The organism is Cohnella rhizosphaerae (assembly GCF_029525575.1).
Classification (GTDB): Bacteria; Bacillota; Bacilli; order Paenibacillales; family Paenibacillaceae; genus Cohnella; species Cohnella rhizosphaerae.
Genome location: NZ_JAPDIA010000008.1, coordinates 994,389 through 1,021,236, shown reverse-complemented (window position 1 = coordinate 1,021,236; position 26,848 = coordinate 994,389). Strand labels below are relative to the sequence as shown.

At 59.9% G+C, this 26,848-nt stretch carries 22 protein-coding genes and 5 pseudogenes; 1 reads left to right on the top strand and 26 read right to left on the bottom strand.

The genetic code is table 11. The features are described from left to right. Positions 1–102: 102 nt before the first annotated feature. The 25 genes and pseudogenes from OMP40_RS28270 to OMP40_RS28175 all read right to left on the bottom strand — a co-directional run bounded on the left by OMP40_RS28270 (position 103) and on the right by OMP40_RS28175 (position 23,209). Positions 103–1,716, bottom strand: coding sequence for a response regulator transcription factor (locus OMP40_RS28270; protein ID WP_277536306.1), 1,614 nt, complete (start codon positions 1,714–1,716; stop codon positions 103–105). Then, a complete protein-coding gene (locus OMP40_RS42400; RefSeq protein ID WP_420872050.1) occupies positions 1,713–2,078 on the bottom strand; it encodes a sensor histidine kinase in 366 nt (121 codons plus the stop codon). The genes OMP40_RS28270 and OMP40_RS42400 overlap by 4 nt, the downstream gene beginning before the upstream one ends. Positions 2,079–2,226: 148 nt before the next feature. Then, positions 2,227–2,583, bottom strand: a pseudogene (locus OMP40_RS42395) (sensor histidine kinase); the annotation flags it as partial. A gap of 1,160 nt (positions 2,584–3,743) precedes the next feature. Then, entirely contained in the window at positions 3,744–4,529 is a 786-nt protein-coding gene (locus OMP40_RS28260; RefSeq protein WP_277536300.1) for a DUF1206 domain-containing protein, read from the bottom strand. A gap of 151 nt (positions 4,530–4,680) precedes the next feature. Then, positions 4,681–6,768, bottom strand: a complete 2,088-nt coding sequence (locus OMP40_RS28255; protein ID WP_277536298.1) for an RCC1 domain-containing protein — start codon at positions 6,766–6,768, stop codon at positions 4,681–4,683. A gap of 165 nt (positions 6,769–6,933) precedes the next feature. Next, a complete protein-coding gene (locus tag OMP40_RS28250) occupies positions 6,934–7,512 on the bottom strand; it encodes an LURP-one-related/scramblase family protein (protein ID WP_277536296.1) in 579 nt (192 codons plus the stop codon). A 123-nt stretch (positions 7,513–7,635) separates the two neighbouring features. Beyond that, positions 7,636–10,095, bottom strand: a complete 2,460-nt coding sequence (locus OMP40_RS28245) for a glycoside hydrolase family 27 protein (RefSeq protein WP_277536294.1) — start codon at positions 10,093–10,095, stop codon at positions 7,636–7,638. Between the two features lie 414 nt (positions 10,096–10,509). After that, positions 10,510–11,713, bottom strand: a pseudogene (locus OMP40_RS28240) (pyridoxal-phosphate-dependent aminotransferase family protein). Between the two features lie 56 nt (positions 11,714–11,769). Continuing rightward, positions 11,770–12,051, bottom strand: a complete 282-nt coding sequence (locus OMP40_RS28235; protein ID WP_277536291.1) for a M20/M25/M40 family metallo-hydrolase — start codon at positions 12,049–12,051, stop codon at positions 11,770–11,772. Positions 12,052–12,106: 55 nt separating this feature from the next. Beyond that, positions 12,107–13,030, bottom strand: a complete 924-nt coding sequence (locus tag OMP40_RS28230) for a hydantoinase/carbamoylase family amidase (protein WP_277536289.1) — start codon at positions 13,028–13,030, stop codon at positions 12,107–12,109. Between the two features lie 48 nt (positions 13,031–13,078). After that, a complete protein-coding gene (allB, locus tag OMP40_RS28225) occupies positions 13,079–14,479 on the bottom strand; it encodes an allantoinase AllB (protein WP_277536287.1) in 1,401 nt (466 codons plus the stop codon). A 6-nt stretch (positions 14,480–14,485) separates the two neighbouring features. Further along, positions 14,486–14,863, bottom strand: a complete 378-nt coding sequence (gene uraH, locus OMP40_RS28220) for a hydroxyisourate hydrolase (protein ID WP_277536285.1) — start codon at positions 14,861–14,863, stop codon at positions 14,486–14,488. Continuing rightward, complete coding sequence (locus OMP40_RS28215; RefSeq protein WP_277536284.1) at positions 14,860–15,072, bottom strand: tunnelling fold family protein; 213 nt, start codon at positions 15,070–15,072, stop codon at positions 14,860–14,862. The genes uraH and OMP40_RS28215 overlap by 4 nt, the downstream gene beginning before the upstream one ends. Then, entirely contained in the window at positions 15,069–15,293 is a 225-nt protein-coding gene (locus OMP40_RS40545; RefSeq protein ID WP_338131253.1) for a hypothetical protein, read from the bottom strand. Before OMP40_RS40545 ends, OMP40_RS28215 begins: the two co-directional genes overlap by 4 nt. A 98-nt stretch (positions 15,294–15,391) precedes the next feature. Then, entirely contained in the window at positions 15,392–15,826 is a 435-nt protein-coding gene (locus OMP40_RS28210) for a hypothetical protein (RefSeq protein WP_277536282.1), read from the bottom strand. Positions 15,827–15,851: 25 nt separating this feature from the next. Then, a complete protein-coding gene (uraD, locus tag OMP40_RS28205; protein WP_277536280.1) occupies positions 15,852–16,361 on the bottom strand; it encodes a 2-oxo-4-hydroxy-4-carboxy-5-ureidoimidazoline decarboxylase in 510 nt (169 codons plus the stop codon). Then, positions 16,336–16,917, bottom strand: coding sequence for a (2Fe-2S)-binding protein (locus OMP40_RS28200; protein ID WP_277536278.1), 582 nt, complete (start codon positions 16,915–16,917; stop codon positions 16,336–16,338). The genes uraD and OMP40_RS28200 overlap by 26 nt, the downstream gene beginning before the upstream one ends. Beyond that, positions 16,907–19,200, bottom strand: a pseudogene (gene pucD / locus OMP40_RS28195) (xanthine dehydrogenase subunit D). Before pucD ends, OMP40_RS28200 begins: the two are co-directional and overlap by 11 nt. After that, the gene (locus tag OMP40_RS42390) at positions 19,191–19,484 is read right to left on the bottom strand and encodes an FAD binding domain-containing protein (protein ID WP_420872085.1); all 294 of its coding nucleotides are present in this window, start codon (positions 19,482–19,484) and stop codon (positions 19,191–19,193) included. The pseudogene pucD and the gene OMP40_RS42390 overlap by 10 nt, the downstream one beginning before the upstream one ends. Before the next feature lie 172 nt (positions 19,485–19,656). Next, positions 19,657–20,178: pseudogene (locus OMP40_RS42385) on the bottom strand (FAD binding domain-containing protein); the annotation flags it as partial. A gap of 154 nt (positions 20,179–20,332) precedes the next feature. Continuing rightward, a complete protein-coding gene (locus tag OMP40_RS42380; RefSeq protein WP_420872049.1) occupies positions 20,333–20,713 on the bottom strand; it encodes a nucleotidyltransferase family protein in 381 nt (126 codons plus the stop codon). A 106-nt stretch (positions 20,714–20,819) separates the two neighbouring features. Next, a pseudogene (locus tag OMP40_RS42375) lies at positions 20,820–20,990 on the bottom strand (NTP transferase domain-containing protein); the annotation flags it as partial. Then, complete coding sequence (locus OMP40_RS28180; RefSeq protein WP_277536274.1) at positions 20,987–21,955, bottom strand: XdhC family protein; 969 nt, start codon at positions 21,953–21,955, stop codon at positions 20,987–20,989. The gene OMP40_RS28180 and the pseudogene OMP40_RS42375, both read right to left, overlap by 4 nt. Positions 21,956–22,014: 59 nt before the next feature. Then, positions 22,015–22,278, bottom strand: coding sequence for a hypothetical protein (locus tag OMP40_RS40540; RefSeq protein ID WP_338131252.1), 264 nt, complete (start codon positions 22,276–22,278; stop codon positions 22,015–22,017). 4 nt (positions 22,279–22,282) lie between these two features. Beyond that, positions 22,283–23,209: an amidase family protein gene (locus OMP40_RS28175; RefSeq protein WP_338131251.1), complete on the bottom strand. Its 927-nt coding sequence runs from the start codon at positions 23,207–23,209 to the stop codon at positions 22,283–22,285. A 342-nt stretch (positions 23,210–23,551) separates the two neighbouring features. Between OMP40_RS28175 and OMP40_RS28170 the strand changes: the two genes are divergently transcribed. Then, a complete protein-coding gene (locus OMP40_RS28170; protein WP_277536272.1) occupies positions 23,552–25,150 on the top strand; it encodes a PucR family transcriptional regulator in 1,599 nt (532 codons plus the stop codon). A 42-nt stretch (positions 25,151–25,192) separates the two neighbouring features. Here OMP40_RS28170 and ggt read toward each other — a convergent pair whose 3' ends face one another. Then, the gene (ggt, locus tag OMP40_RS28165; RefSeq protein ID WP_277536270.1) at positions 25,193–26,779 is read right to left on the bottom strand and encodes a gamma-glutamyltransferase; all 1,587 of its coding nucleotides are present in this window, start codon (positions 26,777–26,779) and stop codon (positions 25,193–25,195) included. Between the last annotated feature and the right edge of the window lie 69 nt (positions 26,780–26,848).

Sequence of the window (26,848 nt, the reverse complement as noted above, 5' to 3'; positions counted from 1 at the left end):
CCCCTCGTGTACGTTTCGTCTTGCTTGTTTAAATTATAGGTCCGCCCATTCGAAGGTTTAAGCGAATATCTTAACGTTTTATTCCGATTCGATATGAAATTTTTAAGTTGAATGTAAGCGTTCCCGGTATTGCTTAGGCGTCTCGCCGTAACACTTGCGAAAGACGCTTCCGAAGTAGGCTGCGTCTTCGATGCCGACTCTTTCCCCGATTTGATGGATTTTTAAATCCGTGTCGCTTAGCAGCTCGGCGGCCATCTTCATTCGCAGCGAGGTTAAATATTCGATGAAGCTTTCGCCGTATTTTTCTTTGAACCGTTTGGAGAAGTAGTTCGGATGAATGGAAAACCGCTCGCCGATGGACTGCAGGGATAAAGGCTCGGCGAAGTGATGATCGATATACGCCCGCACGACCTCCATCACCTCTTTGCCCGACCGGTCTCCGCTTCTGGCAAGAACGCCGATCACGTTCGAAGCCAAACCGATCATCCGTTCTTCGATTTCGCCGATTCGCGTGACCTGCTGCAGCCAGCGCAGCAGATCGTCCAACTCGCCGATCGTCCATTCCGCGTTTACGGCATTGGCAAGCAAGTACTTGTTGAACAGCAGATAGAGATCGACGCAAAACCATTCGATTTGCACGAAAACGGAATTCGAATCCTGCGCGATCGCGCCCAGGCGCCGTTTCGTCCATCGAATGATTTGATCCGCATCCAGACGTTCCAGCCATTCCGCGAGCAATTTGCCGTCCTCGCTGCCGATGAGGGATTGCCTGTTTGCCTTATAGGGGAGCTGCGCGGTCCAATGCGACACCCTGTTGCCGCCATGGAGCACTGCGTTCCGAGCCGATTGCTTCGCTTCGCGGTAAATCTCCTGGATGCGGTCAAGCTTATCCGCGAACGGACCGATCCCGACCACCGCGTTGATTTTCAAATACTTGCGAACGCCGTAAGCGACCGTGTCGGCTGCGGAAAGGACGATTGAGCGATCCTGGCCCGCTTTGAGACCGAACACATAGACGAATTCGCAGCGGTTGAGCGAGCTATGAACGAGCAAGCCCGCGACGCCTCCGGCCTTAAACCCTTCCGTAATGATGTTTTTTACCGAGAACCAAATCAGGTCCTCTTCGTCCTCAGCGAACGAATAATGGGGCAATTTGACCGGCTCCACCTGCAAGACGACCGATGAAAAAGCAACGCAGCCGACGGACAGTTCGTCCAAATACGGATCCGCGATGTTCGTTTCCTCTTCGTTCAATAGCCGCGTGAGCGATTGTCTTCGCGCCGCTTCCTGCCCCGTCTCCGCTTGCTGCTGCAGCTTTAAGACCATTTTGTCGCGGTAGTTCTCCGCCTGCAGCCGTTCGATCAAGCCGCTCAAGGCCTCGTATAGTTCATCGTCCTCCACCGGTTTTAAGAGATAATGGCTCACGCCGTAGCCGATCGCCTTCTTGGCGTATTCGAAATCGTCGAATCCGCTCAGAATGATATATTCCATCCGCGGGTACAAGGTCTTGGCGTTGCGAATGAACTCCAAGCCGTTCATTTCCGGCATCTGGATATCCGTCAACACGATATCCGGCTTCGCCGATCGAACCAATTCAAGCCCCGATACGCCGTCGTCGGCCTCGCCCGCGAATAGCAGCGGCAATCCCGTCTGCCGAATTTTATGGATAACGCCCTGGCGTATGATCGGCTCGTCGTCAAGAACGATGTATCTCATTCTTCGTTTCCTCCCTTATGCACCTTGTTCCTTAACGTCAATGTAAACGTCGTCCCGTACGCGCTGGTGCTTTCGAAAGAAACGCCGCAATCGTCGCCATATAGCAGTCTGATCCTCGACTGAACGTTCAGCAAGCCGATGGAAGAACGGTTTTCGACCGTCGCTCCGTTTTTAGGCGTTCCGGCCAATCTTGCAAGGAGCCATTCCTGTCTTTCCGAATCGATCGGCATGCCGTTGTTCCAAATTTTCACCTGCACGCGATCTCCGTCTTCTCTTGTCGCTTCGATTCTGACGATTCCGGATTGACGGCTTCGGCTTACGCCATGGAGAATGCTGTTCTCCACGATCGGCTGCAGAAGCATCTTCGGAATCGGCGCTTGCTCCAACCCCGGTTCGACGTAAACCGAATAATCGAATTTCTCGTCGAACCGGATCTTCTGAATAGACAAATACAAACGGATTTGTTGAATTTCCGCCCCCCATCGTCGAGATATCTTCGCCGCTGATGTTGTAACGAAACATTTTGGCGAGCGATCTGCTGATAAACGATATTCTGGCATCTCCGTCGATGGCGGATAAACTATCGATGATGCCGAGCGTATTATAAAGAAAATGTGGATTGATCTGGGATTGCAAGCTTTTGATTTCCGCGTTTTTCTTGATGATTTCAGATTCGTATACCTTCATAATCAGACGGTTGATTTCCTTGGCCATTCGGTTGAACGACGACGTGATGTATCCCAACTCGTCATAGCTTCTAACCGGGAGGCTAACCTTGTAATTTCCGACTTCGATCGCCTTCATGCCTTTGCTTAATTCTTTAAGAGGCGTAATCGTCCGAGAATAGAACACCCCGGCTAACAGCATGGAGAAAAGCAAGCTTAAGGATCCGAATAACAGGGTACTCTTCGTAAAATCGTTCACCGGTTTAATGAGCAGCTTCACCGGCATCATCGTCACGAGCATCCAGTCGGAACGCTCCAATTTCTCGTATAGGACCAAAGCCGATCCAAAATCCCTTTTTGAATAGAAGTGTCCGCCTTTCGCTTTCTTGACGGATTTCAGATCTGCGGGACTAAGCAGGGATTCGCCCCTTTCCGCCGGAACGAGGGAATGCACGATGGTACCATCGGTCGCCTTGACAATATAAGTACGGTTAGACTGGTCTCCTTCTACTTTCTTGAACCATTGATCTAACGAATAGAAAGACAGATTGTACATCATGACGCCGATGATCGGACCCGGAGAAGTGAGCGAGATGCTGCGAATGGCCTGCGCAAAAGTGAGCGTTTGCTCCATCTGGTCCGCGTTCAATCCGTAAATGGTCGACGGCACCCATACGCCTTTGCCGCTGGCTTCGATGGCGATGCGGGCGATGCGCGCCTTCTCCTCCGGCAGCATATCCGGGATCGCGTTTCCGGCTCTTAGGGAAAATCCGTTTAATTGGTCGACGGTAATGGACCAAACGATGGGGTTGTCGTTCACGTAAATCGTAAAATCGCCCGTGTATTTGCTCAGCGCGTCCGGATTGCTGCCCATGCTTTGGACGAACTTCTGAAATTCAAAATCCCTGAAGTTGCTCCAGGCGAAGCCGCGAACATTCTCCAAATAAGAATTGAACGCGACCGCGGACTGCTGCATCGCTCTTTCGCTTGTCTCGACGGCCTGCCTTTTTTAAATCCCCCCGCCGTACGGGAATAAAAATTCGCCACGAGCGCCGACACCGTGAGCACGATAATGAGAAAGGACGTCAGCATCATTTTTCGGTACATGGATCTGCCGAAATAGCGGAAAATAAACAACGCAACCAGAGCCCGTCACCCTCCTAATCGAACTTGCTCTCTTGTCTACATCTTACATCAAATCCCGGTTCTTTTTTTTCAATCGTTCGGGCCCCGGAATATGAAATTATGAATGAAAGAATATGAAATTCATAAGGTCCGCGATATCCCGGTAACGTAATGAAACCGACCGCCCAAGCCCTTCAAGGAAGAGCGCGGACGGACGGTTTCATTCGCGGCCAATCGTTATGAATAAATGGTCTTCCGGTAACGGGCCAGTCCGAACATATAGAGCCCGTACGCTACGAACCCGAACGCCGCTACGCCGAGCAGCCAGCGGCCGTACGGCTGCAGCGCGAGCTCGGCGAGCGCGTCGTCCATGCCTTTCGTTTCTTCAGGATCGGAAAAGACGGCGGTGCGTACGAGAAAATAACCGATGAGGCCGAATACGACGCCCCTGGCACACAGACCGAACTTCGCCGTAGCCGCAAGGTATCGATACATAGCGGGTTGTATTTTATCCAATTTGAATGAGTCCGTAAAAGAGTTGCGTATCGCTTTGACCATCTCAATAATCCCATATATAGCGAAGCCAAGTCCGGCTGCAGCAATTAACGAAGCGCCAAGCGGCTGCCGCAGAAGTACGGCTGTCAGCGTCTGTTCGTTGTTATCCGAAGACGGCCGGCCGCCCAAGATCGTATTCGCCGCCTGATAGGTGATTACCGAATAGAAGATACCTCCGCCAAAACGAGAGGCGCGTACGAGGATTCCTTTTACGTCCCCTCCCTCGCCGTCCGGATCCGCGAATGCTTGGACAAACCGCCAAGCCGAGAATCCCGCCAGCCCGACGGCAAGTATGAGCAGGAGAATGCCGCCTAACGGCTGTGCGCCGATCGTCTCAATGGCACCCTTCGTATCCGACGTTTCCTTTCGATGCCCGACCGCGGTCATCATTGCCAATGCCCCGATTATGATATAGACGGTCCCTTTAGCCATGTAGCCCGCTCTGGCGAACTTATCGATCGCAGGCAACGCTTCGTGAATCGCCTTTCGCGATTTCGTTGTAGTCGAATCGTTTATATGCATGTTCTGCGCGTATTTTTCCGTTTGAAGGCCGCTCATCGTTCGGCGAAATTTTTAGTCTTCGCCTTCCCTCCCCCGCTGATTTATGCGTCCCTTTCGGTCACCATTTCTGGATTTTCATCTTGAAGTACCATTTGCCGGACATGTCGATATATCCGTTATCCGTCTTTGTCACGGCCCATGCGACATGATTTTGATACTGCTGGATCTCAGTGAATTGGAACGGCGTCAGCGCTTTGCCCGTCTGCTGGATGACCGCCCACAGACCGTTTTTCTTGACGCTTGCCAAGCCTTCCTGGAAAGTTGAAGCGTCCTCGTACTGCGCCGCGATGACAAGTTTGCCGGAGAGGTCGGCATAGCCCCATTTGCCATTCAGTTTGACAGGTGCCAATCCGGCGTTCGAGAAGCTTTTCGCTTCCTCATACCGAGGCTTGATCTTCCACGCGCCCGACTTGTCGATGAAGCCCCATTTGCCATTTTGCTTGACGGGTGCCGTCTGTATCGCAGCGAAGGCGCCGGCAGCGGCATATTGGGCTTTGACGGCGAATCGGCCCGTCGAATCGATGAAGCCCCATTTACCGTTCGTCTGCACGGCTGCCAATCCGTTCTCGAATCGCTGAGCGGCCGCGAATTGCGGCTTGATCTTCATTTTTCCGTCCAGCCCGAGATAACCCCACTTGCCGTTCACCAAGACAGGAGCGAGGCCGTTCGCGAATGAATCGACATTGGTGTAGCGGTCCTGATTCAACGGCTTGCCGTCCGTTCGGACAAAATGCCAGCCATCCTGGAGCTTTACGCCGGCCCTGTCCTGGTGGAAGTCCTTCACGATTATAAAATTGTCCGAAAACGCCGGCTTGCCGTCGGTCTTAATGAATGTCCACAGATTGTTGGACGCTCGCTGTACCGCCGCCTTGCCCTCCGAGAACGGCTTCACGCGCAGGTAAAGCTGATTGTCCTTAATTACGTTCCCCTTTTCGTCCAAAAATGTCCAGGTGCCAGGATCTCTCGGAATAGGGAGCGCGTAGTTGACGGACGGCACCGTAAAGGGCACCGGCGTCGGAGGCAGTATGTCGGCTCCCGCATTCGAGATCTCCCCGTTCCGGTTGCTGCCCCACTCGTATAGCGTGCCGTCCTGCTTAAGCGCTACGATGACCTCTTCCCCGCTCGTTATGTCGATGACCTGATCGATGCCGGTCAACAGAATCGGCTTTGGCGTAATCTTTTTCGTGCCGTCGCCGACCTGCCCATAGTCGTTCCGGCCCCAAGCCCAGACTTGGCCCTCCTTCGTGAGTGCATGCGTCTTGGACACCTTGACGATGTTCTCAAGGCTAGGAAGCCGCTCCGGATCGTCAAAGTAGGCGTATTCCGTAGACCCCGTTCCCAAGCTGCCCTGGTAGTTGATGCCCCACTTGGCGACCGTGCCGTCCTGCAGGATCGCGATCTCATCCGACAGCGATTGCACGCTGCTCAAACCCTCGAATCGCACGGGCTCGGCCGAAGGCGCCTCCTTGCATACGCTGTCGCACTTGAGCGCGGCTCCCCATCTCCATACGTTGCCGTCGGAAGTGACTGCATAGCCTTCGTTAAATGTCGCATAGATGGCCGTGACCCGGGGCAGAGATTGGATCTGCACCGGTTGCGATTCCTGCGCGCTGAAGCGCCCGATGCCCAGCTGTCCCTTTTCGTTTGCCCCCCATCCCCAGACTGTGCCGTCCTCTTTTAAGGCAAACGTATAGTAAGCGCTGTCCGCAATAGCCTGAACATGGTCGATACCTTGCACCTGCATCGGTTTAGCCGAGAAATCGAGCTTGTCCGGATCGACGCCCAGCGCGCCGGCCGCGTTCGACCCCCACTTCCAGACCGTTCCGTCCTTTTTGACGGCGGTCGAATGTCCGTATCCGGCGGAAATAAGCTTCACATCGCCGATCCCCTTTATCTTCGCGGGCACGACCAGATAGCTCTGATCCGATTCGCCGAGCTGATTCCCGATGTTCGTGCCCCATCCCCACACGTTGCCGTCGGTGTCCAGCGCCAGAAAGTGATAATATTCTCCAGCGACGTCGGTAAATATAGGCTTCGATTCGTTTGCATCGGCATTCTCCGCATATTGAGCGCACGCCCCGAACAGTAAGATGCCGAGCAGGGGAACCATAAGTCTAGCGATTGTAAGCCTTAATCGAAGAGACATGCCGAGACCCCCTTACAATGTAATTCAAAATGCTAATATTGAAAGCGCAAAAAAGACTCACCTTTATATTCCCCCCACCGCTAATACGATGAAGCCTCGCCAAATGTGGGCGTCGGTTCAGGCCAAAAAAATAAAACGCCTCTACACGAGGCGCTTAATCATTTTCTATCCTTGCTGTCCTTCGATGACAACCAACAGCACCGCTGCAGCCAGTCCTAACCTGCGGTCCAATTGGTTGCCCTTATCGAGAGAGAAGTCCAGCTTCAGTTTACCGACGAAAGGATTGAGGTCTTGCTTGAACAACGCAACAGGCGCGCCGCCCATCTCCACATGGAATTTTTGCGGTATCAAATTGGTCAAAAACCTTCTTAGCAGTGCCATGAGCGCGCTGTCTTCCTTTATGAGCCCGATCTCTCTCTCGCTGGTATCCAATATGGCCCATTCGTCCTTCAGCATCGACTTCACGCCCTTACGGCGAAGAGAACCGAGGCTTTCTCCGGTGGTCGAGTCGACGACGTCATAGATCGCGGAGAAATCGATGATGCTGCGCGCCTGAATCGAGATGAGCTCTTCCTGCATCGTATCGTCGGAAAACAGCCGAATATCTTCTTTTAGCTTGAACGCCTTCATTTGCGAAAATAATACCGGTTGTCCGCTGCCGTCGAAAATATCGATCTTTGCCCCCACCAACGACATTACTTGTTTTCTGACAAGGTATTGCGTATGCGTAAACTTAGGATTCATGGATAGCCTCCAGTGACTTGATTTTCATCTTAAATTCGACAAAACGATGGAAAACCCCTCCTAAAGGAAGGAAAACGACAGCCGCGCTTATGGGCCGGCTGCCGTCGTATGCTTAACGAAGGTTTAATACGTCACACCGTCACGCGCAGCGAATCCACCAGCATGTACGTGCCCGTCTTTTTTGACGGCCTTGATCGTATGGGTGCCGGCTGCCAATCCGCTTGTGCTGTAGATCGGCTGATTGACAAGGCGCGTCGCGTTGTACGTGTTCACCGTCGTCTGCAGGACGTTGTCGATATAAATGTCGATGTTGCCCTGATCCGATGCCTTCTCGCCCAACAGTTCGATCCCCGTTCCGTTAAACGTGTATTGCATGTAATCGTTGTTGGCGGCCGTGAACTGCACATCGTCGTTGTAATCCCCGTAGCCGCGGCTCGCGCTCAGGGACCAGGAGCCGGAGTACGTTATGCCTGCGTCCGTATTGTTCAGCTGAATGCGGCTGCTGCGGACACTCAGCTTGTCGAGCAGCATGTACGTACCCGACTTCTTCACGCCCTTGATCGTATGGGATCCGCTTGTCAAGCCGCGGATGCTGTAGACGGTCTGCTGCGCGAGCCGCGTCGCGTTGTAGGTGCTAACCGTCTGCTTGAAGACGCCGTCGACGTAGATGTCGATATTCCCTTGCGAAGAATCCTTCTCGGTAACGAGATCGACTCCCGTCCCATTGAAGGCATATTGGAAATAATCGTTGTTCGTCATCGTGTAATGGACGTCGTCGTGGTAATCTCCGAAGCCGCGCGCGGTACTGGTCGACCAGGAACCCGAGTACGTGATGCTAGCGTCCGTATCGTTCACTTCGATCGGCGCAGCTATGTTATACGAAAGCTTGTCGAGCAGCATATACGTACCGGTCTTTTTCACCGCCTTCAACGTATGGACGCCGTTAGCGAGCCCCGAAGCGCTATACACCTTCTGCTGCGTCTGCCGCGTCGCATTGTACGTGCTGACCGTCTGCTTCAGAACGCCGTCGACATAGATATCGACATTACCCTGCGACGAATCCTTCTCGGTATACAGATCGATGCCCGTTCCGTTAAACGCAAATTCGAAATAGTCGCCGTTCGTCTGCGTATAGTGAACGTCATCCTTAAAATCGCCGAGCCCGCGATTCCAGCTCCGCTGCCAGCTTCCCGTGTAGGAAATGCCCGTATCGTCGTCGTTTACGACGTTGGCGCCGCCGTTCGATACGACGCGCAGCATTCGGGACGCATGCGGAGCGAGATTAACGGAGCTGTAACCTGTCGCGTACGTGCCGAGGTCGGAATGCGTCCACAGATCGCGGACCGTCGCCGAGCCGTACAGGCCGATGTCGCTCCAGTTCGCCGTCACCGTCGCCGCAGCGCTGCCGAGATTGAACAGAGCGACCGTATAGCTGCCATCCCCGTTATTGGCGTACCATACCTGCTGGTTGGTCGCGGTCGAGACCGGATGCGCCGGGCGTCCCGCCTGATTGACCGCGATCACCTCGTCATTCGTCAACAACCCGATGCCGAAGCTGTCCAGATTGGTCAAGTCGTTGCCCGTATAGAGCTGCGCCGACGACATCGACCATAACGTCATCGCGGTTCGCCGCTCGTCCTGGGTCAGGCCGTCCATCGCTCCGTTGCCGACGTTCAGGGAGTCGAAGTCGTTCCAACCGCCCGGCCTCGCGTCGCGCCACCAGACTTCTGCGTCCGGAAATAGGCGGGCGATGTTGTTCCATTCGGTCAGCTTCACGCCTGGCTGATAAGCTTCGACGTCCCAATCGACGCGCCAGCCGTTGGCGTACTTCTTCCAGTAATCGACATAGCTATGGTCGAGCGCCCACGAGAGCTCGAACCAGATGCCATGCGGCGCCAGCGCGGTCGCCCACGCCTTCACGTCGTCGCGCGCGTCGATCGACGTATCGTTATGGCCGGAGCCCGGCGTCACGCTGTCGAACTTCACGAAGTCGATGCCCCAGGACGCGATCAAATCGGCGATGGAGTTGATGTAGCTCTGGGCGCAAGGATTCGAGAAGTTGATCTTGTATCCGATGTTCCAGTAGTCCGATGTCGTAAGCGGCTGGACGGCGATATCCTGCATGTGACAGGAAGTCGTGCCGTAAATCGGCAGATTGGCATTGTAAGCGTCCTTCGACAGCCCTGGAATGAGGTATATGCCGATTTTCTGTCCGTTATTGTGCACGTAGTCGATGACGTCCTGAAAGCCGTTCGGGTAAAGCGTCGTGCTCGGGACCGGCCGTCCGTATCCGTCCATGCTTCCGTTCCAGCCCGCGTCGATGTTGATATATTCGTAGCCGTGCGACTGCAGCGTGGCATGCATGGCATCCGACTGCGCCTTGATCTGGGCGGCCGTGATAAAGGGAGTGCTGCCCGAATAAACCTGCATGCTGTAGCTGCTCCAGCCCATATAGGGCTTCTGGCCGAGCCCATTGATGGCGGCGCTTGCGACTTGCGCTTGCGGAATCGCGATGCCCGCTTGTGCCGCGAGAAGGGCAATGGTCAGCAAGAGGATGCGAAGCTTGGACGAAAAGTTGAACATGACGAACATCATCTCCTTTTGAATGGGTCGTGAAGCCACGAACAGACCGCGAAAGGGCGCGTTGTCTTCCCTTCGGCCGCCATGCAGCTGCCTACCGTACGCTCCGCAACATCCCCCCTTTCCCAGTCAGGCTGACTCTTGAGCAAGAAATACCATGTAAAATCCAATATATGATAACGCTTACATAACAGGCTAGATTCATTATGTAAGCAATATGGCTTTAAAAATAGGTACAATTGCGCTTTTCGGCGTACCGATGTCCGATTTTCCGATAGAACCTGAACAAAAGCGGACGGAGAGACACTGGCTTCAGTGCTTCCCGTCCGCTTATGGTTTGATGGCGTGCTATGGCGTGTTTGGTTCATCACTTCATTTAGTAGTCTCTCCGCTTATGGAAACGAAACGCAACTGGCCTTAGCATGAAAAACCGGAGCGTTCGTAGACGCCGAGTGCCGCTTGAACGGCTTCGCCGGCAGGGAGCCGGAATCCGCAGCGCAGCAGCGTCGCCTCCAGCGCGCCGAGCGTATGCAAGACGTTCGTCTGCCTGCAGCTGTAGCCCATCGTGCCGATCCGCCATATTTTCCCTTTGAGCGGACCGAAGGCCCCGGCGATCTCGATGCCGAAGCCGTGCAGCAGCATGCCGCGCACGCGCTCGCCGTCGACGCCTTCGGGGACGACGACGCAGGCGACCATCGGCATCTTGTTCGCCGGATCGCCGAACAGCTCGAGACCCATGGCCGACAGGCCTGCCGTAAGCGCCGACTCGTGAAGGCGATGGCGGGAGAAACGGGCTTCAAGCCCTTCCGACAATGCGATTCGAACGCCCTCCCGCAGCGCGTACAGCATGGAGGTCATCTCCGTGTGGTGGTTCAGACGATGCGGGCTCCAGTAATCCTGCAGCTGGCCAAGGTCCAAGTAGTTGCTGCGTATGGGCGCCTCTTGTCCGGCGCGGTCTTCTTCGACAGAGATACGAAGTCCACGTTCGATCCGCTTGCGGGCAAGCAGCTTCCGTTCGGCCCGATCGTTGTACGTCAGCGGCGCCATGCCCGACGGAATCGACAAGCACTTCTGCGTGCCGCCGACGACGACGTCCAGCAGCCACGCGTCGGTGTCCACCGCCGTCCCTCCGATCGTCGCGACCGCATCGACGACGAGAAGCGCGTCGACCTCGCGGCAGACAGCTCCGATGCCGCCGAGCGGCTGCATCCGCCCGGTCGAAGTCTCGCCGTGAACGAGCGCGACCAGATTCGGCCGCTCCCGCCGGATCGCCTCCGCCAGCGTCTCGGGCGGGAAGACGCTCCCCCCACTCCCGCTCCATGGCGATCACCTGCGCGCCGCAGCGCTCCGCAATCTCGTACAGCAAATAGCCGAAGCGGCCGATGATCGGAACGAGGACGCGGTCGCCGGGCTCGATCAAGCTGACGAGCGCCGCTTCGAGGCCCGCGCGGGAAGTTCCGTCGATCGGATACGCCCGGCGATTCTCCGTGCGGAACAGATGCCGAAGCAGCTGCATCGTCTCGTTCATCAACGTCGTGAATTCAGGATCGAACTGACCGAGGATCGGATAGGACAGCGCCCGAAGGACGCGCGGATCCGCCTCGACCGGTCCGGGCGTCATGATGATCCGCTGGGATGGCGACAGCTCCGGATACAGACTCCGATCGAATTGATCGTTCAAATCGGCCACTCCTCTTCGTAGGCTAAGGCGTAGAGACAGGCGGTCAGCGCCGCGGCCCCTTCGGCCAGGAGCGCAGGGGACGTATATTCGTCCGGGGAGTGGCTCACCCCGCCCCGGCTCGGGACGAACAGCATCGCGGCCGGGCAGATTCGCGCGAACAGCTGGGCGTCGTGGCCCGCGCCGCTGACCATGGACCGGACGGACAGGCCCTTGTCGAGACAGACGCGCTCAAGCAAAGAAGCGAGGCCCGCGTGCATCGGCGTCGGCTCGGTCGTCAACCATGCCCGCCGCTTCAGGGCGAGGCCCCGACCGGCGGCGATCGCCTCGAACCGTTCAAGCGTCGCTCCGGCGAACCGATCCAGCGTCTCTTCTCGGTCGTGGCGAAGGTCCAGCGTGAACCGGACTTCCCCCCGGGATCACGTTCGGCGTATTGGGGACGACCTCCAGCCTGCCGACGGTTGCCACGAGCGGGTCTCCCGCCTCGGTCGCCGCGCGTTCAAGCGCCGCGATCATCTCGGCGGCGCCGGCCAGCGCGTCCGACCGCATCGACATCGGCGTCGTGCCCGCATGATTGCTCGCGCCGGACACCGTGAGCGCGTACCGTCTCTGGCCGACGATCGTCGTGACGAGACCGATCGCGTGCCCGGTCCGCTCCAGGACGACGCCCTGCTCGATATGAAGCTCGACGAAGGCGCCGAGGCCGGTCCGCAGGCAATCCGGCAGATCGCCGCGTCCGAATCCGCTCGACGTCATCGCCGCCTTCAGCGTGATGCCGTCCATGTCGACGGGGCCGGAGGCGTCCTCGAGCCGGTAGGCGCCCGTCGCATTGCCGGAGCCCCAGTACGCGAGCGGGAACCGGCTCCCTTCCTCTTCGCAGAGCGAGACGACTTCCAACGTTCGCCGCGGCGCGCCGCAGGTGCGCTTCAAATAATCCAGCGCCAACAGCCCCGCCGCGATCCCGTATGCCCCGTCGTACCGGCCGCCGGAGCGGACGGTATCGATGTGCGAGCCGGTCAGCACGACGGGCGCGCCAGGGAGCGACCCCGGCAGCCGGCCGTACAGATTGCCGACCCGGTCGAATCGAGCCTCGAGACCGGCCATTCGCATCCTCTCGGCCAAAAACGTCTGCGCGTCGAGCCAAGGCTGCGAGTAGAGCAGTCTCGTGACGGCGCCCCGTTCGTCGGCGCCGAAGGCGGCCAGGCGCTCCAGCAAAGGGGTTAATTCGGCGAATGCGTCCGCCTTCGGACCGGCTTTCATGCGCGCCCTCCTTTCGGTTGCCGTCAGGATGAATATCGAACGAGCGGATTATCCGTCGGCATGCCCGGGGCCGGGTATCGCGCCGAAGTGCCTGCCGGCGCCGGGACAGACGATGCCGTCCTCCGCCGCGTAGACGGTCGTTCCCCGGCATATGGCGGCGACCACCTTGCAGCTGAGACGCCTCCCGATGTAAGGACTGTGAGGGTGCCGATGCAGCAGCTCGGCGCGAGCGATCGTGCGGGGGCGGGAAGGATCGACGATCGCCAGGTCGGCATCGAAGCCGACGGCGATCTCGCCCTTGCGCGGATAGAAGCCGAATCTTCGGGCGGGATTGGCCGACAGCAATGCCGTCAATTGCGTGAGCGGCATGCCGCGCTTCGCCCACCCTTCTTCGAGCATCAGCTCCAGCGTGTGCTGCGCGCCGGCAATGCCGCCCCAGGCGTCGAAGAACGTCAGCCCCGGACCGAGCTTCATCTCCTCCGGACAAGGCGAATGATCGGACGCGATCAAATCGATCTCCCCGGCCTTCAAAAGCGCCCACAGCGCTTCGACCCGCGCGGCGTCCCGCAAAGGCGGGGCGCACTTGGCGACGGGACCGAGCGCCGCCATATGCCGATCCGTCAGCGTTAAGTAATGCGGGCAAGTCTCCGAACTGACGTCCATCCCGCGACCGCGCGCACGCGCGACTAGCCGAGCCGCCTCGGGCGAGCTGATGTGGACGAAGTGCAGCCGGCAGCCCGTAGCTTCCGCCAGCGCAAGCGCCTCCGCCACCGCGGACGTCTCGGCTTCGACGGGCCGGGAGGCGGCGTAATCGAGCGGACCCATGCGCCCTTCGCGCCGCATCCGATCCGCCAGGCCGGAGGTGATCGCCTCGCTCTCCGCGTGCAGCGCGAGCAATCCGCCGATCTGGGCGATCTTCTCCATGCCGGCGCGCAGTTCCGCGACATCGACTTCGCGGAACCGTCCTTCGCCTTCGCCGCCCGGATTGGACATGAACGCCTTGAATCCGACGACGCCGGCGTCCGCCAGCTCCCGCAGATGGTCCAGGTTCCCAGGCACGAGGCCGCCCCAGAAGCGGTAATCCACGGCCGAGCTGCCGGCCGCCAACCGCTCCTTCTGACGCAGCGCATCCAGATGCACAGTCGGCGGATTGCCGTTAAGCGGCATATCCGCATAGGCGGTGCAGCCTCCGGCGGCAAGCGCCGCGGTCCCGGTAGCGAAGCCCTCCCAGTGCCCGAAGTTCGGCTCGTTGAGATGGACGTGCCCGTCGATGACGCCGGCCATGACGAGGCAACCGTCCGCCATGATCGTCCGGGCGGCCAAGCGCTCGTCGATGCTGCCTTCGATCGCCGCGATCGCACCGTCCTTCACCGCGATGTCCGCTTCGACGACGTCGGCGGGCAGGACGACCGTCCCGCGCTTGACGAGTAGATCGTAGCGTTCGCTCATGGCCGGTCAACTCCCTCGATACGTGCTATAGCCGCCTGGCGCGACCAACAGCGGAATGTGATAATGCGCATCCGGGTCGTCCACGCGGAAGCGGACGGGCACCGAACCGAATATCGGCTTGTTGTTCGAGTCTTTCCCGTCCGCCGCTCTGCAGAAGTAATCGTTCGCATCGAACGTTAGTTCGTACACGCCCCGTTCCAATCCGCCATCCGCGAGCAGCGGCTCCTCCAGCCGGCCGTCCGCGTTCGTCTCCGCCTCCGCGAGCAGCAAGCCCGGCGGACCCTCGGCCTCATCGTCCGCGAGTCGGCGCAGCCGTACCTTGACGCCGGCGGCCGGCCTCCCTTGGGACAAATCCAGCACATGCGTCGTTAGGCGGCCCTTCACGACGGCATCTCCGGCGCCGACAGCAGATCGTCCCGGGTCATCGAGAAGCCCTGGAAGCCGTACGGCGGACGAGGCTCCGTGAACACCCCGGCAGATGTTCCATTTGCGGGCTCGATCACGGCTTCCCACGTGCGGTTGTTCGATTCGAACCGGACTTCGGCGAGCTGGGGAAAGCGGGTCAGGATGCGCTGGCCGATCAGCCATATCAAGTATTGGATCGAGGGGGGTGGCGAATTCGTAAAAAACGTTGTGTGCGATATCGCGAATCTGCTCGGCCGCCACGTACCTTCCCGTCTCGGGCTTGAGCGCGTCCTCGGTTTTTTTCGTATGTCCATAGGATGTCGAGGAAAATAAAAAGCGGGCGATCCTTCGCCTCGGGAAGTGTCGTATACTCGTCGCGGATAAATCCGTAGAAGGAGCTGCCGCTCACCTTGATCAGCTGCAGATCCGTAAGCTTGCACCAATGAGCGGCGATGCGCGCCCCCCGACGCGGTGTTTTCGAGCGTAAGCCCCGCGCTGGCGCACTCGTTATGCGACCGCCGGAATACGAGGCTGCTGTCGAAGAATCCCCCCCGGACCGGGGACTTCGACCGGCTGGAACGGCAGGCGGTCCGCGCTGATCTCGACCGACTCGATATGGGGATACGTTTCCAAAAAACGCTCGCCCAGGAAGCACAGAAGCTCTTCCGTGGCGCACCCTTGGAACGATGCGGCTTGTCGGAGCAGGAAGTTTTTCATCGAATCGGTGGCGACGACCTTGCCGTTATCCCCTTCCGTGAACGAGGTCAGCAGCGATTGTCCGCTGACGGCGAATCTGACGTTATGGGCGAAAATTACGTTGCGGTTGCCCGCGAACGGCGACTCCGGAATCGGAACAATTTCGAGCGGCTTGGCGTACGTTCGATAGACGAGGACGTCTCCTTTGCCGTAGTACAGCGTACGTCCGGAAGGTAAATTCAACATGAACGATGCCCCCCTCAATTGGATGTCAGGAATCGATCCCTATGCGGCTCAGGCGGATTTCGGCGATTCGGAGCACTTCCAGCATCGCTCGCGCTTCCTCTTCCGCTTGCCCGTTCTCGATGCGGAGCCCCATCGCCTCCGCGATCTGCTCCTTCGTTTTGCCGGATACCGCCATAATGAAGGGAAAGCCGAATTTGTCCCGGTAGGCGCGGTTCAGACCTTCGAAACGCCGAAATTCCTCCGGCGACAGCCGATCGAGCCCGGCCCCCTGCTGCTCGTCTTCCGACCATTCCGAGATTTTGAGCCGGGTGGCCAGATCGGGATGCGCCCGGAACAGATCAAGCTTCATTTCGTCCGGGCTGCGGAGCACCTGGCGTTTCATCGCCTCGAACAAGGCGTCCATTGAATCGAACGGTCTCATCGCCCACGCTTGTTCCGCCACCCAAGGCGAGTGCTCGAAGACAGCGCCGAACGTTTGCGAGAAGAACGCCCGATCCATCCTGTTTACCTCATCCATCGTGATGTTCATCGCCATCGCTCTCCCGTCCCTCCTCGATCGCTCGCTGAACCGCTCGAAGGATGCCTCCATAGCCGGTACACCTGCACAAGTTGCCCGACAACGCCTCCTGCACTTCTTCGGGCGAAGGGTCGGGGTTCGCGTCCAGCAGCGCCTTCGTCGATACGATCATGCCCGGCGTGCAGTAGCCGCATTGATAGCCGCCTTCTTCGAGAAAAGCCCGCTGCACCCGATGGAGCCCGCCAACTTCCGCGATCCCTTCGATCGTTACGAGGTCGCGGCCGGCGCACTGATAGGCCATCATCAAGCAGGCATTGACCGGCGCGCCGTCGACGAGCACCATGCAGGCGCCGCATCTACCGATCTCGCAGGCGCGCTTCGTTCCGGTGAGTCCCAGATCTTCCCGAACGATATCGAGCAGTCGCTTGGCTTGCGGCAGCTGCAACTGCACCGGCTTGCCGTTCACCGTGCATTCCCAAGCCGTAAACGCAGCAGGCGCTTCGAGTGCCGCATCGTGCAGACCGTTTACCGGCGAGACAGAGGCGCGGAGTTGAACCGGCTCCTTATCGTTCATCGCGCCTCACCGCCTTTTCTCCAATAGGCCATGCTTCCTGCAGCAGCGAAGGTTCGATTGGAAGCCGGTTGACGGAGAAGCCTGCGGCGTGCCGGACCGCCGACGCGATCGCGGCGGCCAAGCCGACCGAGCCGATCTCGCCGACGCCTCTCGGCCCGTGCGCGTCCCCCCTCCGGCAAATGTTCGATCGCCTGCACTTCGACGGGGCCGTTCAGATCGGCGATCGCGGGGATGAGATACGTGTCGAAATTGTTGGCGAGGTATTGACCTTGATTCATGACCGCCTCTTCAAGCAAAGCGTAGCCGAGCGCCATCGCGCTGCCGCCTTCGATCTGGCCGAGAAACCCCTGCGGGTTCATGACCGGGCCCGCGGCAACGGCGTGGTATTGCGAAAGAACGCGGAGCCGTCCGGTCAGTCCGTCGATCTCGATCTTGACGACGGCGGCCGCGTACGAATACAGGTAGTGGGCGCCGACAATGTCCGTATCGGGGACCGGGTAGCTTGTGCGCGTCTCGCATACGATCGGCTCCGTCAGCCGGACCGCCAGCTCCGTATAGCCGATCGCCCTGTCGCCGGATTCCCGGTCCCAAACGCCGCCAGGCCCCGGTCGCAGCCGCTGGACGGGCAAGCCGCAAACGTTCGCCGCTTCCGCCAGCAGTTGCGCCGTGAACGGCTTCTGCAGCTGATTTAGCGACTTCCACATCATGCTCGTGGCTCGCGACGCGGTGCTGGAGCCGCTGTCCGGAACGGCGTCGCTGTCGCCGATGACGATGCGCAGATCGTCGGCGGCGAAGCCGAACCGTTCGACGAGCATCTGCTCGAGCGTCGCGATCAATCCTTGGCCGCATTCTTCGAAGCCGAACGAGGCTTCGATCTTTCCGTCCTTTTGGAGCGCGAGCCTGCCGCCGGACGGGTCCGGGATTCCGTATCCAAGCCCGGCTCCGTGCATCACGAGCGCGGCACCGATGCCGATGCGCTTCCAGGGCAGGAGATCTTCGCCGTCCCGCATCGACGCCGTGCGTTCCTTCCATATGGCGCTTTCGGCAGCCGCAGCCCATACCTTCGCCAAGCCTTCCGTTTTCGCGATCGCCTGTCCAAAGGGCCCCGGATCCTCCGCCGTCTTCATGTTGAGCCGCCGAAATTCCCAAGGATCCATGCCGACCGCGTCCGCCAGCCGGTCCATCTGGCCTTCCAGCGCGAAAATCGCCTGGTTCCCGCCGAAGCCCCGGAACTCGCCGGACATGCCGTTGTTCGTGAAGACGGATACGCTCTCGACGTCGACGCAGCCGAACCGATACAAGCTGACGACGTGCTCGGTCGCGAAGTTCAGCACCTCGGCGCCAAGCGTCGCATCAGGGTCCCGTGTCTGCGACGATCCGCACCATGTGCGCGAGAATTCGTCCGCTCTCGTCCGTTCCGGTCTTCATGCGGATCGTCATCGGATGCCGCTTCAGCCCCGAGCGGACCGATTCGCGGCGGGAATTGTGAATTTTAACCGGACGGCCCGTCGCCATCGCCAGCAGCGCGCCGTACGGCTGCACGTTAAGCTCGTCCTTGCCGCCGAACGAGCCGCCGATCGGACTGGACACGACGCGAATGCGACGCTCCTGCATCGCCAGGATGCGGGACAGCTGCAGCCGGTCCATGAATCCGTGCTGCGTGGGCGCGTATACGGTCAAGCTGCCGTCCGGGCCAGGGACGAACAGGCCGCCCTCCGTCTCCATATAAGCATGCATCTGCCGCTTGGTGACGTACGTCTCTTCGACGACGTGCGCGCATCGTCCGAAGACCGCTTCGGCGTCTCCGCTTCTGTACGCTTTCGTGTGGAGGATGTTGCCTTCGGGATGCAGCCGAGGCGATTCAGGAAGAAGCGACTGCTCGGGATCGTCGACCGTCGGCAATGGTTCGTAGTCCACTTCGATCAAGTCCAGGGCGCGCCGGGCGAGCGACAGCGTCTCCGCCGCCACTGCGGCGACGGCGTCTCCGACGTACCGCGCCCGGTCTTCGCAGAACACCGGCTGATCCTGCCGGGCGATGCCGAATCGGTTCAGCCCGGGTACGTCCTCCCAAGTCAGAACCGCCTCAACGCCTTGCAGACTGCGCGCCGCCTCCGTCCGAATGGATACGATTCGCGCATGCGGGTGAGGGCTGCGCAGCACGAGGGCGTAAAGCATGCCGGGAGCGACCATGTCGGTCAAATAGGAGAGCGAACCGGTGACCTTGCCCGGGCCGTCCGGCCTGATGCGCCAACGGTCGCCGCTATTCCTTCGATTCAGCAGCATCGTTTCCCCTCCTCTCGCTGCGCGAATTCGCGAATGGCCCGCCAGAGATGGGAAGCGGCGACGTTCGCCGCGGTACGCTTCCGGTATTCATCCGATAAGAAAGGATCCGGCGCCGGGGCGTAATCTTCCAAGATGCCGTGAAGCATGCCGTGAAGCAGACGAACGGCATGCTCGTCGGCTATCGCGTTTTCTAGACGGGCTTCCGCCGCCGGATAGCGTCTCGGAATCGTCTTGCCGCCGCCGGCCGCGAGCCGAATGCGCCGCAAGCGGCCGCTTGCCTCGATCGTTCCCGTCAGCGCCGTCGTAACGGCCGACGGCGCGAACGAATCCCGCCTCCCGATCTTTGCGTAATAAGCGAACGGGTGCGCCGTTCCTTCTCCCCCCTGCGCCAGCTTCCGAAGCGTGGTTCTCGCCGCCGGTCGGATCCGGGTTCGCCGGCCCCGGCGGCAACGATACGCGCAGCAGCAGCGGATCGGTCCCGGCCGTTCCGTCCGCCGCCCGCATCAGCCAATCCTCGAGCGCTTCCGTCCGCTCGCCGCCGTCATCCAGCCAATCCAGACGCGCTTCGTAGACGAGCAGGGCGGGGAGCGAATCTCCGACCGCGGATAAGACGTTGCCGCCGATCGTCGCCAGATTGCGTATGGAAGGCGCGGCGATGGCGCGCGCCGCTTCGACGACCAGGGGATAACGCGCCTGAAGCCGAGGAGCGTTGCGGCAGTCGGTCAGCGTCATCATCGCGCCGAGCGCGAGCCCTCCGTCAGCCAGAGCGCTTTCCTTCCGTTCCGCTGCGCCCGACAGATCGATCAGGCAGCCGGGAACCGGGCTCGCGCCATTTTCCCAGTGCGTCCTAAGCAGCGTCCCGCCCGAGACATACGCAGCGTCGCGGCCGAACCGTTTCTTAAGCCCGTAGGCTTCCTCGGCGCGAAGCGGTCGCCATACGGCGGGGAAAGAGGCGGATGTCCGGACGGGATCTGACATGGCGACGCCCCCTTTCAGGAAGTCGATTGTTACAATCAATATAAGAAAGTGTCGACTTTACGTAAATATAGTTAACGTTGAATTGTGTGAATTACCCATGAATCAGAACTTTAATTGGTCTCGCTGCACAATTAATCGGATTAAATACGTTATGTTAAATAACATTCAATTGTGCGGCGATACGTCTCGCTCGCGCTAAATCATGAGGCGTATCCACGTCCAGCAAAAGCGCCGGTTCCTCGAACGGGCATTCCACGCCAATGAACCCGGCGCTTTGAATCAGCCGTTTGGCCCCCGTATCGCCTTCCAAATCAAGGATTCGCGAGAATGTCGAGCGGGCCAGCAGCACGGGAGGCGTCATCGCGTCTCCCGTTCCGCCGGCCGCATAATCGCTCGCGGGATTCGCCCGCCAACAGGCGATCAAGGCGCGCACCATCGCCGCCGTGACGAACGGCTGGTCGGCGAGCATCACGATCGCAGCCTCCTGCCCGGTAGCCACCGCCCGGCCGATGCCGCAGCGGAGCGAATGGGCCATCCCCCCGCTCCGCGTCGTTGCAGACGACCGTCTCAAGCGGCGTCCCGCGTTGCTGTGACGCCGCCCCCGCTTTCCATAACTTATCGGCCGTGTTTCTCGAGAGCCAATCGAACTCGGCTCCCGGCCTGACGATCGCATAGACGACGTCGAGTCCGGCCGTTAACAGCGTTCGGAGTGCGTATGCGCCAAGCGGCACGCCAGGCAATAGCTCCGCGGCCAGCTTCGGCCCGTTCATCCGGCTGCCCGCTCCGGCGGCCAGGTAGATGCCCGCGATCATGGCGACTGCCTCCCTTCTCCGTAGGAAGCGCGAAGCCGGCGGCGCCATTCGATCAGCTCCGCCGCGATGCTGACAGCAATCTCCGTTGCTCCCTCCGCAAGGATCGGAAGGCCGATGGGCGCCTTGACGAACGAAGGCGGCGCAGTCCCCTCCAACAAACGGCCGATGCGGGCCTTCGAGCCGACGATGCCGAGATAAGCGGGGCGCAAAGGGACGATTCGGTCATACATCTCCTTGTCCCGCCGCAGGTTGTGGCTCGCCAGCATGACAAAGTCGGTTTTCCCGACCTGAAGCTGCGCGACGATCTCGGCCGCGTCGCCGACAATCGTGCAAGACGAAGGGAACCGGCCCGGTCCGCAGAGCGCCGGGCGCCAATCGGCCACGATCGTTCGGAATCCGATGCCTCTCGCCAATTCTTCCGTCGCCGCCGCCTCTTCCCCCGCTCCGAAGATCAACAGACGCTCGCTCGGATAATGAAGCGATTCGTAGAACGGCGTTTCCGCGTCCCGGCGGCTTGTGTCCGAACCGACTGGAATTAAAGAAGGACGGACCTCGTATGCGAGCCGGTCGCCGTTTAAACGACGAACGAGCCGCGCTCCCCGGCCTTCGCGCACGGAGCGGACGACTTCGCCAAGCGCCGACCGCAATTCGTCCGTCAACGGCTCGAGCAAAACCCGCAACGTTCCGCCGCAGCCGATCTCTTCCCCCCACACGGCATCCTCCTCGGGCCTCAGATTGTACGCGGCGATCGCATGTCTGTTCGCGGTCACCGCCTCCTCGGCCTTGAGCGCAAGGTCCGCCTCCAGACAGCCCGGGCTGAGACTGCCGACCGTCTTGCCGCGAGACGTCAGGAGCATGGCAGCTCCCGCTTTGCGGTAGGAATGACCTTGGGCCTCGATTAGCGTGGCCAGCGCCGCGGGGGAGCGGCATCGTTCGGCAATCGCGAACAACGATTCTGTGTCCATGACCCATGCCTCCCCGTCAAGATTGCGATTTCCCCTGGCTCGTCGGCGCAAAGACGTCGTCAGGTCGTCGCCTGGCCTTGATCCCTTCGCGAAAACCTGTCGCTTACCCAGCGAAGCAGGCGTTTATCCCGCTGCGGACCGGCGATGAACGACAACCCGACTGGCGATCCGCCAGGGCCGTCGATCGGTATCGTCACTTGAGGCAGCCCGCCGAGACCGGCGATGCAGGAGAGCTGCATCGTTTTCGTTCGCGTCCGCTCCACTTCATCGTCCGGCAGCCCGATGCGAGGGGCGGGACCGGGCACCGTCGGAATGGCGAGCAAGCCGTTATCCCCCCAGCAGCGAAACAAGACGCTCCCGAACCTGATGCCGCTTGGGCAAGGCGCCAGCATAATCCTCCCGGCGAATCTTGCTCGCCCAAGCGAAACGCTCGGCGATGCCCCGGCCGAACCGCGGCTTCGCACGTTCGATCCATTCGCCGTGGGCCGCCCAGATCTCGAAGCCTTGAAGGGTACGGAACGCAGCCGCCCAGTCCGCCAGCCCTGTCGGGCTCAGCGCGATCGTCTGGGCTTCCATTTTCCGATCCCATTCATCAAGCGAAGCGCGAAGCGCCTGCCTGCAGCCGTCCTCGGCGATTTCCCAGGCGTCTTCCGCTACCAGCAGGCGGCCGAATTCGCCTGCGTCGTTAACGGCGTCGCCGATCAACGCTTCCCCGACGAGCCTGAGCGTCCGGGCGTCGCGCGCCATCCAGCCGACCGTGTCGAAGCTTGAGGCTAACGGGATCACGCCCTCGACCGGTACGAGGCCATGGGTCGGGCGAACGCCGAACAGCCCGCAATAGGCGGACGGAACGCGGACGGAGCCGCCCGTATCGGTGCCGAGCCCGAAGTCCGCGAGACCGGCGGCGGCGGCCACGGCCGAGCCGCTCGAAGAGCCGCCGGGAATGCATCCGGGCGCACGGGGGTTGACCGGCGTGCCGAAGTGATGGTTTTCGCCGTTCAGGCTGAACATCAGCTCATCCGTGACGGCCGCCCCTTGGAGGCGGGCGCCCTGCCGCAGAAGACGCGCTATGGCTTCCGCGTTTTTCCTGGCGGGCTCGTGGCTGTTCAGCCAATCCGGATTGCCCGCGGAGTTGGCGTGTCCGGCGATCCCGAACACGTCTTTAGCGGCGAATTTCAAATGGTCGAGCGAGCCGGCGCCGGTCGGTTCCACCGTTAAAGCTTCTTTGATATATGCGTTCCAAGCGCCCGGCATCGGCTTCCCTCCCTTTTTCGTTAATGTAAGTATATATAACATTAACGCCGCCAAACGAACGGGGGAGCGCTCGAATTGTAGGAAATTACAATAAATCACCCATTGATTTGTAATTCTTTATCGTCTAAAATGAGTGAAAATCAGCTCTCGTCTATTTGTGGCATGTAATCTCACGCGCATCCGACTTCAAAATCCATTTGCAGATCGTCCCCCCCTTCCCTCCGACCGACAGATCCGACCGCTGCCGTCCCGTCCGCGAAGAAGCCGCATTTATCGTGCCTTCAAGGTTAACGCAAGCTTAAAAAAGAATATCGGGAATTGCGATCGAGGAGGGATTCCGCCATGTATTTAACCGTGGAAGACGCGCTCAAAATTTACCCGCTGTCCGAAGGCAAACTTACGGCAGGGCAGAACGGCGTCAATCGGATCGTCAAGTCCGTCAATGTGATGGACGCCCCCGACATCGCCGATTGGGTTCGCGAAGGCGATATTCTGTTCACGACCGCTTATCTGATGAAGGACGCGCCGTCCGACGGGGTGCAGCTGCTTCGCAAGCTGGCTCGGATGGGCGCCGCAGGCATCGGCATCAAACTCGGCAGGTTCTGGGCGCAAGTGCCCGAGGATATGCTGGCGGAAGCCGACAGGCTTGGATTTCCGCTGATTGAGCTGCCGTTCCCCTTCACCTTCTCCGATCAGATGAAGGGACTTTTCAACGCCGAGCTCCAACGCAGTACCAAGCTTCTGCACGGCGTTCTCGACAAACAGAAGGCGTTGATGCGCTTCGCGCTGGCACCCGGTCCCGCGAGCGAGATGCTTCGGACGATCGACGCCATCCTGGGGGTGCCGATGGCCGTCGTCGGCCTTCGCGGCCAGGTCCTTCATTGCAGCTTGAACCCGTCGGAGCTGGATCCGATTCTGAAGCAGCCGCAAAAGCTGAATGCCCAATGGCTCAGGACGGAGAACGGCCGCCTGATGCGGCTGCCGCTGAAGAGCGCGGCCGCGGGGCAGGATACGATGGGCAGCGTTGTCTTCCAGCTTTCCCGAGGCTTGCCTCCCAAAGAGGAAGAAGGTTTGTACCATCAAGCGGCGGAGATGATCTCCCACCATCTGAACGCTGTCGAACGGCAGGATCTGGAGCAATCGACGCAGAACGAGTTCGTGTCGCTGCTCCATAATTACTTGAAGCGCCATATCTCCGTCGATACGCTGCTCGAATGCGCCTCGAGGCTCGGCATCCCGTTCGGCAGCGGGTCCTACCGATGCGCGGTGTTCCACGTCGGCGCCATCGGCGTGACGAAGAAGGAACGGCTGCTCCGGACGATCCGCCAGGAGTTCCGATACAATCCCTTGCTTAAAGAATCAAGCAATCTCCACTTCCAGGTCGGCGATTCGATCTTGTCGGTCCTGCCGACCGGCTGCTCCGCTTTCGCCGGAGGCAATGCTTCCTCCCTGCTCGCGCGCATTTTCTCCGACCTTGCTCTCGAACCGGGAGGCAAATTGCGAATCGCCCTCAGCTATGCGAAGCATAAGCCCGAGCAGCTCGAACAGGCGTACCGCGAATGCGTGGACGCCAGGGAAACGGCCGATCGGCTGGGCATGGACGCTTTATTGACGGAATATGAAACGGTCGAGATGGCCTACATCTTCCAATCGGTGCCGGAAGAGAAAATGCGCCGCTTCCTCGACATGACGCTGTCGCCGATCATCGACAAGTCGCCTGACTCCGCGCAGGATTTGCTTCGCACGCTCGAGCTTTATATGGAAAACAACGGTCAAATCAACGAGACTGCGAAGCAGCTTTATATTCACCGCAATACGGCCGCATACCGTCTCGATAAGATTGGCGAATTGCTTCAAGTCGACTTCAAGTCGCATGCCCATCTGCTGAAGCTGAAGCTCGTCCTTCTATTCAAGCATATGCTGAATCAGCAGCGCGCTTGACGGTCGCCAAGGGAGGCCGGAACGCGCAGGGCGGCGTCGGCTCTACCAGCCGATGGCCGCCCCGTCGCTGCGAGGATCGGCGCCGCCTTCCAGGAAGCCGGCTTCGTCCACTTTGATCGCGTGGGCGTGCCCCATTCTTCCGTCATAGGCGCCGACGACCCGCACTTCATGGCCGGCGGCGGCAAGGGCGGCGGCGACTGCCGGATCGATCCGCGATTCCAGCTTCAGCTCGCTCGTCGGTTCGCCCCACGTTCGCCCCCATAGCCAGCGGGGTTCGCTTACCGCACGCTGCGGATTCATGCCGTAATCGACCATTCTCGTAAAGACGGCCGTCTGCGTCTGAGGCTGTCCTTCCCCGCCTTGCGTGCCGTAGAGCAGGCATGGACGTCCGCCGCGCAACGCCATGGCAGGCATCAGCGTATGGAACGTCCGCTTGCCCGGCATCACGCAGTTGACATGGGCGCGGTCCAGCGAAAAAAACGAACCGCGGTTTTGCAGCAGAATGCCTGTGTCGCCCGCGACGACGCCGGAACCGAACTCGAAGTATAGACTCTGGATGAAGGATACGGCGTTCCCTTCCTTATCGACGACGGCGGCATACGCCGTATCGCTGCCCATCGGCTTGGCTTCGGCAGGCGCGGCGCTGTTCCGGCCGATGGCGGAGGCCAGCTCGGCCGCGTACGATTTGTCGAGCAGGCGCCCAAGCGGGATATCGGCAAAATCCGGATCGGTCAGCACCTCGTCGCGATCGCGGAAGCAGCGCTTGACCGCTTCGATCAGAAGGTGGTAATACGCGGTGGAGCCATGTTCGATCGCGCCCAGGTCGAACTTCTCCAAGACGTTCATCGCCATCAGTCCGACGAATCCTTGCGAATTCGGCGGCATCTGATAGATATCGTAACCCCGGTAGCCCGAAGTCAACGGCTCGACCCAATCGCCCCGGTGCGCGGCGATGTCCTCCCTCGTCAACAAGCCTTCTCGCTGCCGCAAGTAATCGGCGATCTCCGCCCCGATCTCTCCTTGGTAGAACGCGTCGCGTCCGCCGGCCGCGATCGTCCGGAGCGTGCGTGCGAGCTGCTTTTGAAGGAATCTCGTGCCGGCAGCCGGCACGCGTCCGTCCGGCAAGTAGATGGCCGATGTGCCGGGCGTCGCCATCAGCATCTGCCTATGCCGACTCGAATGGGCAGCTTGGTCGGCCGACAGCGGGAATCCTCCCTCGGCATAGGCGATCGCGGGCGACAGTACATCGGCCTGCGGCAAGCGTCCGTATTCGCCGTGAACGGCCGACCATGCGTCGACCATCCCCGGCACCGTGATGGCGCTGCGAACCCCGCGGGTCGGAATCGTCCCGCAGTTCGCGAACGCTTCAGGCATCGCCAAAGACCCGGCGCGCCCGCTGCCGTTGTAGCCCCGTACGCTGCCTTCGGCAGGTGAATAAGTTAACCAGAAGGAGTCGCCTCCGAGGCCCGTCATGTGGGGATAGACGACCGCCAGACAAGCGCTCACGGCTACCGCCGCATCGAAGGCGTTGCCTCCTCGCTCCAAGATCCGCGCGCCGGCCGCGGATGCCAGGGCATGCGGGCTGACCACCATCGCTTCCGTTCCGATCGCTGGCCGCAGCTCCTCCATCCCGTCCACTCCCCCTGAATCGAATGACACCCACCATATCATGACGAAAGTTAGTCGCACAATCGCGCA

Coding starts and splice junctions, on each gene's coding strand:
- uraD (WP_277536280.1), bottom strand. CDS start 16,361: ATGGCGATGAACATCACGATGGATGAGGTAAACAGGATGGATCGGGCG.
- OMP40_RS28230 (WP_277536289.1), bottom strand. CDS start 13,030: ATGAAAGCCGGTCCGAAGGCGGACGCATTCGCCGAATTAACCCCTTTG.
- OMP40_RS28255 (WP_277536298.1), bottom strand. CDS start 6,768: ATGTCTCTTCGATTAAGGCTTACAATCGCTAGACTTATGGTTCCCCTG.
- OMP40_RS28210 (WP_277536282.1), bottom strand. CDS start 15,826: ATGTTGAATTTACCTTCCGGACGTACGCTGTACTACGGCAAAGGAGAC.
- OMP40_RS28175 (WP_338131251.1), bottom strand. CDS start 23,209: ATGCCGGGCGCTTGGAACGCATATATCAAAGAAGCTTTAACGGTGGAA.
- OMP40_RS28245 (WP_277536294.1), bottom strand. CDS start 10,095: ATGTTCAACTTTTCGTCCAAGCTTCGCATCCTCTTGCTGACCATTGCC.
- OMP40_RS28200 (WP_277536278.1), bottom strand. CDS start 16,917: ATGAACGATAAGGAGCCGGTTCAACTCCGCGCCTCTGTCTCGCCGGTA.
- OMP40_RS42380 (WP_420872049.1), bottom strand. CDS start 20,713: ATGGCCCATTCGCTCCGCTGCGGCATCGGCCGGGCGGTGGCTACCGGG.
- ggt (WP_277536270.1), bottom strand. CDS start 26,779: ATGGAGGAGCTGCGGCCAGCGATCGGAACGGAAGCGATGGTGGTCAGC.
- OMP40_RS28250 (WP_277536296.1), bottom strand. CDS start 7,512: ATGAATCCTAAGTTTACGCATACGCAATACCTTGTCAGAAAACAAGTA.
- OMP40_RS28270 (WP_277536306.1), bottom strand. CDS start 1,716: ATGAGATACATCGTTCTTGACGACGAGCCGATCATACGCCAGGGCGTT.
- OMP40_RS42400 (WP_420872050.1), bottom strand. CDS start 2,078: ATGCTTCTGCAGCCGATCGTGGAGAACAGCATTCTCCATGGCGTAAGC.
- OMP40_RS28180 (WP_277536274.1), bottom strand. CDS start 21,955: ATGGACACAGAATCGTTGTTCGCGATTGCCGAACGATGCCGCTCCCCC.
- allB (WP_277536287.1), bottom strand. CDS start 14,479: ATGAGCGAACGCTACGATCTACTCGTCAAGCGCGGGACGGTCGTCCTG.
- OMP40_RS28170 (WP_277536272.1), top strand. CDS start 23,552: ATGTATTTAACCGTGGAAGACGCGCTCAAAATTTACCCGCTGTCCGAA.